General features: G+C 65.7%; 13 protein-coding genes. 4 read left to right on the forward strand and 9 right to left on the reverse strand.

The annotated features are described in order from the left end of the window. Positions 1-47: 47 nt before the first annotated feature. Positions 48-1,694 (forward strand): M28 family peptidase, encoded by a 1,647-nt coding sequence (locus AC6UUM_RS13870; RefSeq protein ID WP_500802853.1) that lies wholly within the window; start codon positions 48-50, stop codon positions 1,692-1,694. A 13-nt stretch (positions 1,695-1,707) separates the two neighbouring features. On the opposite strand, the gene AC6UUM_RS13875 is transcribed toward AC6UUM_RS13870, so the two are convergent. The 5 genes from AC6UUM_RS13875 to AC6UUM_RS13895 form a co-directional block, all read right to left on the reverse strand. Continuing rightward, on the reverse strand, positions 1,708-2,772 hold the full coding sequence (locus AC6UUM_RS13875; RefSeq protein WP_500802854.1) for a 5-(carboxyamino)imidazole ribonucleotide synthase: 1,065 nt from the start codon (positions 2,770-2,772) through the stop codon (positions 1,708-1,710). Continuing rightward, positions 2,772-3,302, reverse strand: a complete 531-nt coding sequence (gene purE, locus AC6UUM_RS13880) for a 5-(carboxyamino)imidazole ribonucleotide mutase (protein ID WP_500802855.1) — start codon at positions 3,300-3,302, stop codon at positions 2,772-2,774. Before purE ends, AC6UUM_RS13875 begins: the two co-directional genes overlap by 1 nt. 67 nt (positions 3,303-3,369) lie before the next feature. Beyond that, positions 3,370-3,966 (reverse strand): TetR/AcrR family transcriptional regulator, encoded by a 597-nt coding sequence (locus AC6UUM_RS13885; RefSeq protein WP_500802856.1) that lies wholly within the window; start codon positions 3,964-3,966, stop codon positions 3,370-3,372. A gap of 36 nt (positions 3,967-4,002) precedes the next feature. Beyond that, a complete protein-coding gene (locus AC6UUM_RS13890) occupies positions 4,003-5,685 on the reverse strand; it encodes a sulfatase-like hydrolase/transferase (protein WP_500802857.1) in 1,683 nt (560 codons plus the stop codon). After that, on the reverse strand, positions 5,682-6,062 hold the full coding sequence (locus tag AC6UUM_RS13895) for a hypothetical protein (RefSeq protein WP_500802858.1): 381 nt from the start codon (positions 6,060-6,062) through the stop codon (positions 5,682-5,684). Before AC6UUM_RS13895 ends, AC6UUM_RS13890 begins: the two co-directional genes overlap by 4 nt. Before the next feature lie 239 nt (positions 6,063-6,301). Here AC6UUM_RS13895 and AC6UUM_RS13900 point away from each other — a divergent pair, with 239 nt between their 5' ends. From AC6UUM_RS13900 to AC6UUM_RS13910, 3 genes are read left to right on the forward strand one after another with little or no spacing between them, the layout of a single operon-like run. Continuing rightward, positions 6,302-7,348 carry an MBL fold metallo-hydrolase gene (locus AC6UUM_RS13900; RefSeq protein ID WP_500802859.1) on the forward strand — a complete coding sequence of 349 codons (1,047 nt, stop codon included), beginning with the start codon at positions 6,302-6,304 and terminating at the stop codon, positions 7,346-7,348. 5 nt (positions 7,349-7,353) lie between these two features. Then, the gene (locus AC6UUM_RS13905; protein WP_500802860.1) at positions 7,354-9,084 is read left to right on the forward strand and encodes an arylsulfatase; all 1,731 of its coding nucleotides are present in this window, start codon (positions 7,354-7,356) and stop codon (positions 9,082-9,084) included. Then, on the forward strand, positions 9,084-9,707 hold the full coding sequence (locus AC6UUM_RS13910; RefSeq protein WP_500802861.1) for a YoaK family protein: 624 nt from the start codon (positions 9,084-9,086) through the stop codon (positions 9,705-9,707). Before AC6UUM_RS13905 ends, AC6UUM_RS13910 begins: the two co-directional genes overlap by 1 nt. Positions 9,708-9,730: 23 nt before the next feature. Here AC6UUM_RS13910 and AC6UUM_RS13915 read toward each other — a convergent pair whose 3' ends face one another. The 4 genes from AC6UUM_RS13915 to AC6UUM_RS13930 are packed head-to-tail and all read right to left on the reverse strand — an operon-like array spanning position 9,731 to position 12,955. Next, the gene (locus tag AC6UUM_RS13915) at positions 9,731-10,381 is read right to left on the reverse strand and encodes a 2-hydroxychromene-2-carboxylate isomerase (protein ID WP_500802862.1); all 651 of its coding nucleotides are present in this window, start codon (positions 10,379-10,381) and stop codon (positions 9,731-9,733) included. Beyond that, positions 10,378-10,788 carry a DUF1330 domain-containing protein gene (locus AC6UUM_RS13920; RefSeq protein ID WP_500802863.1) on the reverse strand — a complete coding sequence of 137 codons (411 nt, stop codon included), beginning with the start codon at positions 10,786-10,788 and terminating at the stop codon, positions 10,378-10,380. The genes AC6UUM_RS13915 and AC6UUM_RS13920 overlap by 4 nt, the downstream gene beginning before the upstream one ends. A 3-nt stretch (positions 10,789-10,791) precedes the next feature. Beyond that, positions 10,792-11,697, reverse strand: coding sequence for a haloalkane dehalogenase (locus AC6UUM_RS13925; RefSeq protein ID WP_500802864.1), 906 nt, complete (start codon positions 11,695-11,697; stop codon positions 10,792-10,794). Beyond that, positions 11,675-12,955, reverse strand: coding sequence for a spinster family MFS transporter (locus tag AC6UUM_RS13930; RefSeq protein WP_500802865.1), 1,281 nt, complete (start codon positions 12,953-12,955; stop codon positions 11,675-11,677). Before AC6UUM_RS13930 ends, AC6UUM_RS13925 begins: the two co-directional genes overlap by 23 nt. Positions 12,956-13,036 lie beyond the last annotated feature (81 nt).

Raw genomic sequence — 13,036 nt, forward strand, 5'->3', positions numbered from 1 at the left:
ATTTGCGAGGGTTTGCACCGGTCTAGCGTGCCTGATAGATATCGCCAATGAACAAGCGCATCGTCACCCTCGCCGCCCTGCCGCTCGTCGCCGCAGCCCTTCCCGCATACGCGCAAGCGCCGGCCGATCCGTTGGCAGCCTCGTTCCGCGCCCATGTTGCCTTTCTGTCCGACGATCTGCTGGAAGGCCGCGGCCTCGGCAGCCGGGGCCACGAGATCGCCGCCAATTATGTCGCACAGCATTTCGCGCGGTTGGGCCTGCAACCGGCCGGGGATGCCGGCACCTGGTTCCAACGCGTCAACTTCGCCGAAAGCCGTTTCGCCAGCGAACGCGAGACGGCGGTGCTTGACCTCGGCAGCCAGCGCCTCGCCCTTGAAAACGGCGTCAGCATGATCCTCGCCCCCGGCCCGGTGGCCGGCATCGAGGAGATCAGCGGCGGGCTGGTGTTTGCCGGCTATGGCCTGGTCGATCCGTCGCAGGGCATCAATGATTTCGCCGGACTGGATGTGCGCGGCAAATATGTCGTCGTGCTTTCGGGCGCGCCCGACAATCTCAACAGCGAAGTCGCCGCGCACCTCGCCCGCACCTCCAAGGCCATCGCCGCGCAGGCGGCTGGGGCCATCGGCCTGATCAATGTGCGCACCCAGAAAGAGGCGGACCGCCTGCCGTGGGACAAATCGGTTCGCAGTGCCCGTCTGCCGCGGCGCATCCTGCTGACGGCCGATGGCCAGCCGCTGGGGGATGGCGCCGGCCTGAAGGTGCGCGCCACCATCGAGGATGCCGCCGCCGCCGCGCTGTTCGCCGCCGCCGGCCAGGATTTCGCCGCGATCCGCGTGGCCGCCAAGGCCGGCGCGGTGAAGGGCTTCGCGCTGAATGGCAATCTCACCGTGCGCCGCGCCACCGGCGTGGAGCGCATCACCAGCCCGAATGTGCTGGGTCTGCTGCCCGGCACCGATCCCAGGCTTGCCGCTGAAATCGTGGTGATTTCCGCGCATCTCGATCATGTCGGCATCAAGGCCGGCGCCAAGCCGGGCGAGGACGCGATCTACAACGGCGCCATGGACAACGCCACCGGCAGCGCCACGTTGCTGGAAGCCGCCACTGCGCTGGCCAAGGCGCCGCCGAAGCGCAGCGTGCTGTTCCTGTCCGCCACGGCCGAGGAATCCGGCCTGCTCGGCGCTGATTATTTTTCCCGCCAACCCACGGTGGCAGCCTCGCGCATCGTGGCCGACGTGAACATCGACATGCCGATCCTGACCTGTGATTTCGGCGATGTCGTGGCGTTTGGCGGCGATCGTTCGACCATCGGCACCGTGGTGGCCGCCGCCGCCAAGGCTGAAAAACTTGGCCTGTCACCCGATCCGCAGCCCGAAGAAGCCGTGTTCACCCGGTCGGACCATTATCCCTTCGTGCGCAAGGGCGTGCCGTCGGTGTTCCTGAAAACCGGTTGGACCGACAGCAAGGGCGGCATGACCTGCAAGGATGCCGAGCGCAATTTCCGCCTCAACAACTATCACGAAGTCTCCGACCAGCTGACCCTGCCGTTCGATTGGGCGGCCGCCGCGAAATGGTCACGCCTCAACACCAACATCATCCGTCTGATCGCCAACGCCAAGGCGGCACCGCAATGGTATGCCGGCGATTATTTCGGCACCGCCTTTGCCCCCACCGCCGCCAAGGCCCGCAAGCCCTGACCGGATCATCAGGTCAGTTCCCCAGCCGGGTCACATGCCCCATCTTGCGGCCCGGCCGGCCTTCGCCCTTGCCGTAGAGATGCACGTGCAAGCCAGGGTCAGACAGCAGGCGCGGCCAATCTTCGGCATCGGCGCCGATCAGATTGGTCATCTCGATCTGCGGTGACAGCTGGGTGGTCGGCCGCAGCGGCAGGCCGCAGACCGCGCGGATATGGTTTTCGAACTGGCTGGTGGCGCTACCCTCAATGGTCCAGTGGCCGCTGTTGTGGACGCGTGGTGCCATTTCGTTGAAGCGCAGGCCATCGGTGCAGGCGAAAAACTCGGCTGTCAGCACACCAACATGGCCGAGCTTTTCCGCCACGGTGCGGGCCAGCGCGACAGCGTTGGCGGTTTGCGCCCGCACCAGCGCCGGTGCCGGCAGGCTGGCGGTGGCCAAGATCCCGCCGCGATGCAGATTGACCGAAACCGGCCAGTGCACCATCGCGCCATCCTGCCCCCGGCACAGGATCACGCTGTATTCGTGGGCGAAATTCACCATGGCTTCCAGGATAGCCGGCTGCCCGCCGATCGCGTCCCAGGCAGCATCGGCATCACCGGCGGCCATGATCCGCGCCTGGCCTTTGCCATCATAGCCAAAACGGCGGGTTTTCAGGATGGAAGGCACGCCGATGCGGGCGATGGCGTCATCGAGGCCGGCACGGCTGTCCAATTGCAGCCAGGGCGCGGTGCGGCCGCCCAGCCATTCAACGAACTGCTTTTCGGCCATGCGATCCTGCGCCACTTCCAGGCTGTGCGCACCGGGGTGGACGGGCACCGCCTGCGCCAGGTGGCGCACGGCGGCCGGATCGACATTTTCCCATTCGAACGTCACCACGTCCACCGCCGCGGCAAAGGCCGACAGCGCGCCGCGATCGGCATAATCGGCGCGCGTCACCGCCGCCGACACATCTGCAGCCGGCAATTCGGCTTCCGGGGCAAACACATGGCAGCGATAGCCGAGCTCTGCCGCAGCCATGGCCAGCATGCGGCCCAATTGGCCACCGCCCAGGATGCCGATCGTCGAACCGGGTGCCAGCATCAGGGCAGGCTGTCCGACGGCACTTCGGCCACCGCATCGGTTTGCCGCTGCCGCCATGCCGCCAGCCGCCCGGCCAGCGCCGGATCGTGCAGCGCCAATATGGCGGCGGCTTGCAGGGCTGCATTGACCGCACCAGCCTTGCCGATGGCGAAGGTGCCGACCGGCACGCCCGCCGGCATCTGGACGATCGACAACAGGCTGTCGATGCCCTTCAACTGCCGCGATTCCACCGGCACCCCCAACACCGGCAATGCGGTAAGCGCCGCTGTCATGCCCGGCAGATGCGCGGCCCCGCCGGCGCCAGCAATGATGACCTGCAAACCGCGCCCCGTAGCCGTTCGGGCATAATCCACCAGCCGATCCGGCGTGCGGTGAGCCGAAACGATGCGGGTTTCATGGCCCACCTCCAGTACCCCGAGCGTTTCGGCGGCATGCAGCATGGTTTGCCAATCCGATTGGCTGCCCATGATGATCCCCACCTTGATTGCAGCAGTGGCAGTTGCAGCAGTGGTGGCGGCTTCGCTTGCCATGGCCCCGGGTCCCCTCGACGCGAAAGCGAGATTCTCTACCTGCCGGCAGGGCAACTCGCAAAGAAATTCAGGCGGCGGGAGGGCCGGCCATACCGGCGACCAGCGCCGTGACCGCAGCGGCAATCACCGCCACCGCCGCTTCGTGGCTCATCCCGCGCCGGTCCCGCAGACTGGCATAGCAATCAAGGCTGAGCCATTGATCCAGTTGTTCAAACCACAGGCTGTCCCCACGCAGCGGTTCGGGCACCACCGATTCCAGCCGGGCACGCAGCATCTGTTCGAAGGTGCGCCGCCCGATCTGAACCGAGGCCGACCCCGAACGATAAAGATCGGCGGCCCGGCGATAACCCAGCGCGCCCTGAAACATCTCCATGCGGCGCTCCAGCAGTTCCTGCACCTGATCCGGCCACCCCGTGCTGCGATAGGGTTCCAGCAAATGCAGATAGCGCCGGCCGATGCGATCGAGTACCGCCGTGTAAAGCGAATCCATATCGCCGAAATGACGAAACAGGCTGCGCAAGCCAACACCAGCACGAATGGCAATATTCTCGGCACTCGGCGGGTCTTCATCTTCGTCGATCAGTGCGATCAACGCTTCGATGATGCGTTCGCGACTGGCGAGCGAACGCAGTTTGCGACCATCGGTTTCATCAAAGTCCGGCATTTTCATGGCAATTCGTCACTACACCAGTGGTTAGGGTTAGTTCCACCAATAGATATAGGCATCGTTCGGCGACGATTTAACCCCCAGCGGCCGGTCAATCGGGATTGGTGAGCGAATCAGGCTGGGCCACGCCGGCGCCATCTGTGTGGCATCATGCGCCGTCAGCATCGCCTTCAGTTCTGCGACGCGCGCGGGTTGCTGTGCCGCCAGATCAATGCGCTCCTGCGGGTCAGACGCCAGATTATACAGCCGCTCTTCGCGCTGCTGCCCCAGGCTGTGCAGTTTCCAGCCATCGTGCAGCACCACCCGATAGCCGCCCGACCGCCAGAACAAGGTGCGGTGCGGCACCCCAGTCGCTTCGCCGGCCACGAACGGCGCCAGATCGACGCCGTCCACTTGCCGGTCCGCTGGCGGCGCTGCGCCCGCAGCGGCGGCGGCGGTGGCGAAGATGTCGAAATGGCTGACCGGGCTGGCGAATCGGCTGCCAGCCGGGATCCGCGCGGGCCAGCGCATCAGATAGGGCACATGGGTGCCGCCTTCATAAAAGGTCGCCTTCCAGCCGCGATACGGCCGGTTGAGTTCGGGCAGGCCGACATAATGCGCGCCGCCATTGTCGGAGGTGAAGATCACCAGCGTGTTGTCATCCAGGCCCTGTTGCTTCAGCTCGGCCATCACCTGGCCGACGCCGCGATCGACGGCGCGCACCATCGCGGCATAGACGCGGCGGCGGTGATCCTTGATGCCGGACAGCGCATCATAATCGCTTTTCAGCGCCTGCAGCGGCGTGTGCGGCGCGTTATAAGCCAGATACAGGAAGAATGGCCGGTTGCGGTTGGCGCGAATGGCCGAAAGCGCTTGGCCGGTGAGATAATCGGTCATGTATTTGTCGGGCGCAAAGCGTGGCCCGCTGTTATACTGCACCGAATAGGGCAGATTGGCCCACAGGAAACGGTCGATCGGATCGAAATCCTGTTTGCTGTTCACCACGTTCGGATCATCGTCGGGCAGATATTTCTGGCCGCCGATGATGAAGCCCAGGCTTTCATCAAAGCCCTGATCCTCGGGGCGCATGCCCGCAGCTTCGCCCAGATGCCATTTGCCGAGATGGATGTTGTGATAGCCCTGGGCGCGCAATTGTTCGGCAATGGTGATCTCGCCGGCCGGCACGCCCTTGTTGCCCGCCGGTGGCAGATTTTTGGCCGCCTCCTCATCGAACACCGTCTTCACGGCCCAGTCGCTGGGGAAATTGGCGATGTTGCGGGCGAACATCGCATCGGGGCGGATGATGCCCGTGGGAAACCAGCCCGGCAATTTCACATCGGTGGGCGTGAATTCATACCCGAAGCGCGTCGCATAACGACCCGTCATCAGCGCGGCCCGGCTCGGCGCGCAAGTGGCGTTGCCGGCATAGCCTTGCGCAAACACCACGCCTTCGCGGCCGATGGCATCGATGTTGGGCGTGGGCATCCCGCCTGCACCCTCGCCGGTGATCGTCACGTCATTATAGCCCAGATCATCGGCGACGATCAGCACGATGTTGGGCGGGCGCGCACCTGCCGGTGCCTGCGCCGGGCCCTGGTTCCACGTCACTGGCCGGTTGGCCTCGGTGGGGGTGCTGATCCAGCGGTTCATGTTGAGCTTGATATAATCGGCGGACAGATACAGCCCGCCGCCGATCACCGCGACGCCGCCCAGCAGGATCTTGATCGCGCGCTTCATTTGCCGGCCTCCATCGCGCGGCGGGCCAGCGCCAGCACCGTGATCATCACCGCCTCGGCCACCATCGGCGGAATGGCTTCAGGCCCGATGCCATCGGCGACCAGCGACACGCAGCGGCCGGTGATGGCAATGGCCAGCAGCAGCATCGGCACCAGCAGCGCGCTGGTATCCTTGCGCAGCGCGCCGATCATCGCAAAGGTGCCGCCGGTGATGAAGAAGCCCGGAAAATCCGCGCGCAACGTGGCCATGCCCTGGCCGCCATCGGGGATCAGGAAGAAATTCGCCGCGGCGCCTGCCGGGTTGAACAGGAATCCCAGGCCGATGGCGATGTTGAACAGCGCAATCACCCCCACCAACACGCGCAACACCCCAGCCATGCCGATCCCCTCGAAAAATATTCTACTGACGACCTCAAGTCGCCGCGAATTGCAATGTACAAGGTTACAAAGGTTCCGCTTTTTGCGATTTCTGAACCCCTGAAGATATGTTTTTTCGTTCCCCCGCAGCGCTCGCCCCACCAGCATGTGACCCGCGCTGCGCGAGTATAGCGGCAAGCAGCGCCGTAGGACAGGGGCCCGCCATTGCACCTGGCCCCATGGCCGCCTAGGGTTCGGCCATGCGCAGATGGGGGGTTCTGATTGCACTGGTGGTGCTGGCGGCGAGCCTGTGGTGGGGCCGCGCGCCGGTGGGCGACGCCTTTTATGCCCGCGTTGCCGAACAGCGCGCCGGCCGCAATGCACTGGCGGGCCGGTCCGATGGCATCACCCTGATCTTCTGCGGCACCGGCACACCGCTGCCTGATCCCGATCGCGCCGAATCGTGCTTGCTGGTGCAGGCGGGGGCCAATCTGTTGCTGATCGATGCCGGTGATGGCGGGGTGCGCAAGCTGGCGGGCTGGGGCGTGCCGCTGGGTGGGCTTGATGCGGTGATGATCACGCATCTGCACAGCGATCATGTCGAAGGGCTGGGCCCGGCGCTGCTGATGCGCTGGACCGGCAGCGCGGCGCGCACACCGCTGCCGCTGATCGGCCCGGCCGGCACGGCGCGGCTGGCTGCGGGATATAATGAAATGCTCCACGCCGATGCCGGTTATCGCACGGCGCATCATGGCCAGGCGATCACCCCCCCCGGCGGCGGCGTGTTTTCCGGGCGTGATGTCGGCCCGGGCATGGTGTGGAAGGCCGATGGCCTGGTGGTGACGGCCTTTGCCGTCGATCATGCGCCGATTGCGCCGGCCTTTGGCTATCGCCTGGCTTACAAGGGCCGCACGGTGGTGATCAGCGGCGATACCGCGGCCAGCCCGGCCGTGGCTGCGGCGGCCAAGGGCGCCGATCTGCTGGTGCACGAAGCGCTGCAACCGCGGTTGGTGGCCGGCATAACGCGCGGGCTGGAGCGCGCCGGCCAGCCGCGCACCGCGCAGATCACGCGGGACATTTTGAATTATCACACCACGCCGGAACAGGCAGCCGATATCGCCTCTCAGGCCAAGGTCGGCATGCTGCTGCTCACCCACATCGCGCCGCCGCTGCCATCCCGCCTGCTGCACGCGGCGTTTCTGGGGGACGCGGCCGAACGGTTCAGTGGGCCGATCCGCATCGCGCATGATGGCCTGGTGTTGCACCTGCCCGTGGGCAGCAAGGCGATTGAGGACAGCAGCTTGTGAAACATATGGCTGCTGCCTTGCTGCTGGCCGGCACCGCCCTGTCCGCCGCCGCGCAGCCCGCAGCCCCTGCCCGCCCGAATATCGTGCTGATCATCGCTGACGATTGGGGCTTTTCCGATCCCGGCAGCTATGGCAGCGAAATTGCCACGCCCAACATCGATGCGCTGGCGCGGGCGGGCACGCGCTTTGCCAATTTCCATGTGGCCGCCAGTTGCTCCCCCACCCGCGCCATGCTGCTGACCGGGGTGAACGCGCACCGCGCCGGGCTGGGCAACATGCCGGAAACCATCCCGCCACAGCATCGCGGCCAGCCGGGATACAATGCGGTGCTGGCCCCCGGCGTCACCACGCTGGCGCAGCGGTTGCAACGCGCCGGCTATGCCACGCTCTATGCCGGCAAATGGCATCTGGGGCATGATGCTGCCGATCTGCCCACCGCGCGCGGATGGGATCGGGCGCTGGCGCTGTCGCAATCGGGGGCGGACAATTGGGAGAACAAGCCCAACCGCCTGCTGTATGAACGCGCCGACTGGACCCGCGACGGCAAGACGGCAAAGCTGCCGCGGCGCTTCTATTCCTCCACGCTGATTGTCGATGAAGCCATCGGCCAGATCGACAGCGTGAAGGGCAAACCCTTCTTTGCGACGTTGGGCATGCTGGCCAATCACATTCCGGTGCAGGCCAGCGCCGCCGATATTGCGCTCTACAAGGGCCGTTATGACGCTGGCTGGACCACGCTGCGCGCCGCGCGGGCGGCCAGCGTCGTGCAGGCTGGGCTGCTGCCACCGGTTGCGCCGGTGACCATGCCGAGCACGCGCAACTGGCAGGCCCTGAGCGCCGAGGAACGCGCGCGCTGGTCCGGCGCGATGGCCGTTTATGGCGGCATGGCCACGGCGATGGACCGTGAACTGGGCCGGCTGGTGGCGCATCTGAAGGCGCGTGGCCTGTATGACAACACGGTGTTCGTGTTCGTTTCCGACAATGGCGCGGAGGCGACCAATCCCGAAGCCACCGACTTCACCCGCTTCAACACCCATCTGCAATATGACATGGCCCCTGAGCGCCAGGGCCAGCCGGGCACCCTCACCTATATCGGCGCCTCCTGGGCCAGCGCCGCGGCCAGCCCGCTGCGCGGTTACAAGTTCAGCGCCTGGGAAGGCGGCGTGCGGGTGCCGTTCATTCTGTCGCTGCCGCCGGCCCTGCAACAGGCGCGCGGGCGCGTGGCCGGCGCACCGGCCCATGCCGTCGATCTGGCGCCCACCCTGCTTGATGTGGCTGGCGTCAGTGATCGCGCCGGGCTGGAGGGGCAGTCACTGTTGCCGGCGCTCACCGATCCCGCCGCTGTCATCCACACGGAGGCGGAGGCCATCGGCTATGAATTGTCGGGCAATGCCGTGCTCTATCAAGGCACGATGAAGCTGGTGAAGAATTTGCCGCCCTATGGCGATGGCGGCTGGCATTTGTTCGACATCAACCGCGATCCCGGCGAGACAGATGATCTGGCGGCGGCGCAGCCGGAACGGCTTGCGGCCATGCAGGCGCAATGGCAGCGCTGGGCCAAGGCCAACAAGGTGCTGCCGATGCCGGCCGGGTACAGCGCGCCGGCCCAGATCCAGGCCAATGCCCTGCACGATCTGCTGGCCCCGCGGCTGGCGCCGCTGGCCGCCGCGCTGTGGCTGCTGCTGGTGGGGCTGTGGGTCGGCCGGCGCTGGAATCAGGGCGCCTTGGCCAACTGATGCAGGATCACTCGCGACGCGATCAGATCATGGCCGCCGCGCTGGCGGCACTCGCCGGGTTTGTCGATGCGGTCGGTTTCATCGCCAGCGGCGGGCTGTTCATCAGCTTCATGAGCGGCAACAGCACGCGGCTGGGCATCGGCCTCGCAGAGGCGACCCGCTTCGCGATGCTCGCCGGCAGCCTGCTGGCTTCGTTCGTCGCCGGGGTGACGCTGGCGACGCTGGTGGGCCGGCGGTTGCACAACAAGCGGCGGCGCGGGCAATTGCTGCTGGTCGCCAGCCTGCTGGCGGCCGGCGCGGCGCTGGCGCTGAACGGGCAGACCTGGCCGGGGCTGCTGCTGGCGGCGATGGCGATGGGCGCCGAAAATTGCGTGTTCGAAACCGGCGGCGACGTGAAGATCAGCCTGACTTTCATGACCGGCAATCTCGTCAAGATCGGCCAGCGGCTGGGCCTGGCGCTGGCCGGCGGGCCGGCCTTTGCCTTCGTGCCGTGGCTGTTGCTGTGGCTGGCAATGATCGGCGGCGCCGTGGCCGGCGCGCTGGCCTGGCCGTGGCTGGGCCTGGCCAATCTGGCGGTGGCAGCGCTGGCGGCGGCGGGGCTGGCGCTGGTGATTGATGCTTGAGGTTGATGCTGGTGGGGAACGCGTCAGCGCCCCTGCAACCCCTTCTGCTTCAACCGCCACACCAGTTGATCGAACCGGTCCTGGCCAAAGAACGGCTCGCCCTCCAGCGCCATCAGCGGCACGCCATAATGGCCCGATGCGCGCTGGGCATCCTGATTGGTTTCGATGGCGGCGCGGAAATGGCCTGGGTCAGCCGCGATGGCGGCATCGAGCGTCGCCAGATCAAGCCCGGCGCGCGCCGCCGCCTCGGCCAGATGATCGCCTTCGTGCCATTGATCGACCGTGCCGCTCCAGATCGTGTGCGACACTTCGCGGATGAACGGCAAACCGCGCCCGGCTTCGGTCGCCGCCACGCCCAGCATCGACAGGCGGTGGATATGGGGCTGTTCGGCCGGATAGAGCCGCGTTGCCGGGTCCATATAGACCGGATCCGGCTGCGGCCAGCGATAGGGCATGCCCAGATACTGCGATTCCCGATATGTGTCCTTCATCAGGTAGAACATCCACAAGGGATCGACCTTCTGGAAGAAATCCGTCTGCCGCACCGCGATTGGATAAACGATGCGCACATTGCAGCTCACGTCGTGCGTCGCCACCAGTTCGACCACGCGTGGCAGCAGCAGATAGGAATAGGGCGAGCGGAACGACCAGAACAGATCGAAATTCAGGCTCATGCTTGCGGTTTCGTGCGGATGTTGAGCTGCCCGGCCAGCCCGGCATAGCGGTGGATCTCGATGGCCTGATATTCGGGCAGCGCCACCATCTGCAGCATCGCCTGCGGGCTGGGATACCAGGCCAGCGCCACCGCATCCCATTGGTCTTCCACCTGGCCCAGCAGCATGCCGCTGACCGGCCCGTGATAGACGACATGGCCGCCAACCGCTTCCAGGCAGCCACGCACGGCCTCGCCATAGCGGTCATAAGCCTCGCGCCCGGTCAGTTCGGGGTCCCGGCCATCGGGATAGGTCGCCGTGGCCTTGAATTTCAGCAGATTGACCATGACCATCGGGCCATGATCGGCATCGCCGAAGAAGGTGCCGATCACCTCCGGGCGCGGACTGGTTTCGTTGATGACCTGCATATTCTACCCCCGGTTGATATGATCGAGGATAATCTGCACCACTTCATCAGGCGCGTCTTCCTGCAAGAAATGTCCGCCGCCCTGCACGATCGTGTGCGGCTGGTCACGCGCGCCGGGCACACGATCGATGAAGATCTTCTCGCCGCCGTGCGTCACCGCATCCTTGTCGGAAAAACAGGTGACCACCGGCTTGTCGAAGCGTTCCAGCACCGCCCATGCCGCCTTGTTTTCCGCCACGCTGGCGTGTTCCGGCGTGATCGGCACCAATGTCGGGAACTGGCGCGCGCCTTCCTTGAAGGTTTCGTCGGGGAAGGGCGCATCATAGGCGGCGACCTCGGCCGGCGTCAGATCGCGGGTGGTGCCGCCGTTGACGATGAAGCCAACCGGGAAGGTTTCCACTTTCTGGCTGAACGCCAGCCAGGCGGCGAAACCTTCCGACCAGCCGGTGCCGATCGGCAGCCCGGTGTTGGCAATCACCAGCCGGGCAAAACGATCCGGAAAGGCTGCGACCAGCCGCAGCCCGATCAGCCCGCCCCAATCCTGGCAGAACAAGGTGATGCCGTTCAGATCGAGCCCGGTCAGCCAGTCACTCATCCACTCGACATGGCGTTCATAGGTGTAATCGTTACGGTCCGCCGGCTTGTCAGATTTGCCGAAACCGATCAGATCGGGCGCCACCACGCGGTGGCCGGCGGCAACCAGCGGTCCCACGAATTTGCGGTAGAGATAGCTCCAGCTCGGCTCACCATGCAGCAGCAGGATCGGCGCGGCATCGCGCGGGCCTTCGTCGATATAGTGCAAGCGCATGGCCGTACCGGTGGCGCGATCGGTGATGTCCGCATAATGCGGCGCGAACGCATAATCGGCGATGCCGGCAAAGGCGTCCTCAGGCGTGCGCAACACGTGCATCGAGCAATTCCCTTTCCTTGGTCTCGCGGCCCAGCGCGCGGGCGCCCAGCCAGAACAGCAATGCCGGCACCAGGCCGGCCCAGGCGGCAAAAAACAGCACGATGCGCACCGACTGCGCGCCATATTCAGGCTTCAGCATGTCGGACAGCGCGCCAAACAATAGCGGCCCCAGGCCCAATCCGATGAAGTTTTGCGCAAATACGATCCACGCGGCGGCCATCGCCCGCGTGTCTGGCCGCGCCAGCACCTGCGCCGCGCCATAGGCTGGGCCGTAGTAGGCGGCATTGGCGGCCGTCGGCAGGATCAACAAGGCAATCGCCACCCGCCAGTCATCCACCCAATAGCCGGCAAACAGGATCGGCGCCGCGAGCACCATGGCCCAGGCCGGCAGAGTGAGCATGTGGCGCTTGTCATGCTTGCCCCAGCGATCCGCCGCCCAACCGCCCAACCAAGTGCCGACGATGCCGGCGATGCCCAGGATTACGCCGACATACAGGGCCGTCTGCAGCGACGAGAGCTTGTGGGTGCGCTGAAAATAGCTGAGCACCCACACGCCCTTGCCGTAAGACAGGAACGCGACCAGCGACGCGCCGGACAGGATCAGGCAATAGGCCGGAGAGCTTGCCAGCAATTTCAGGCTGGCCAGCATCGACAACCGGTCTGGATCGCGCGCCGCCACCGGCCGGGCGGCGCGGGGATCCTTCAAGGTCAGCCACATCATCAGCGCCAGCAGCACGCCGGGCACGCCGACCACCAGAAAGGCCGGCCGCCAGCCATAGGCATCGGCGATAGTGCCGCCGATCAACGTGCCCAACAAGCCGCCGATCGGCACGCCCAATCCGAAAAAGGCGATACCGCTCGCGCGCTTTTCCGGCGGCAAGGTGTCGGCAATCAGCGCATGGGCCGTAGGGGTGAAGCCCGCCTCGCCCACGCCGACACCGATGCGGGCAAGCAGCATCTGCCAGAAATTCTGTGCCAGGCCGCACAGCGCGGTCATGCCCGACCAGATCACCAGGCAGGTGGCGATCATGCCGATGCGATTGGAACGGCCATTGTCGGCATACCGGGCAATCGGTACGCCCAGCGTGGCGTAGAACACCGCAAAGGCAAAGCCGGTCAGCAGCCCGATCTGGGTGTCGCTGAGGCCCAGATCGCGGGAGATCGGCTCGGCCAGGATGGCAACGATCTGCCGATCGATGAAATTGAAGATGTAACCGATCAGCAATATCCACAGCAGCAGGCGCGGCTTCACAAGCACAGACGGTCCCGTTGCAGCCCCAGATGACGCCATGGTGTCTCCCCAGATCAGCCGTTTTGTCGGATTTCCGGCAACCTGCCC

The organism is Sandarakinorhabdus sp. (genome assembly GCF_987265915.1).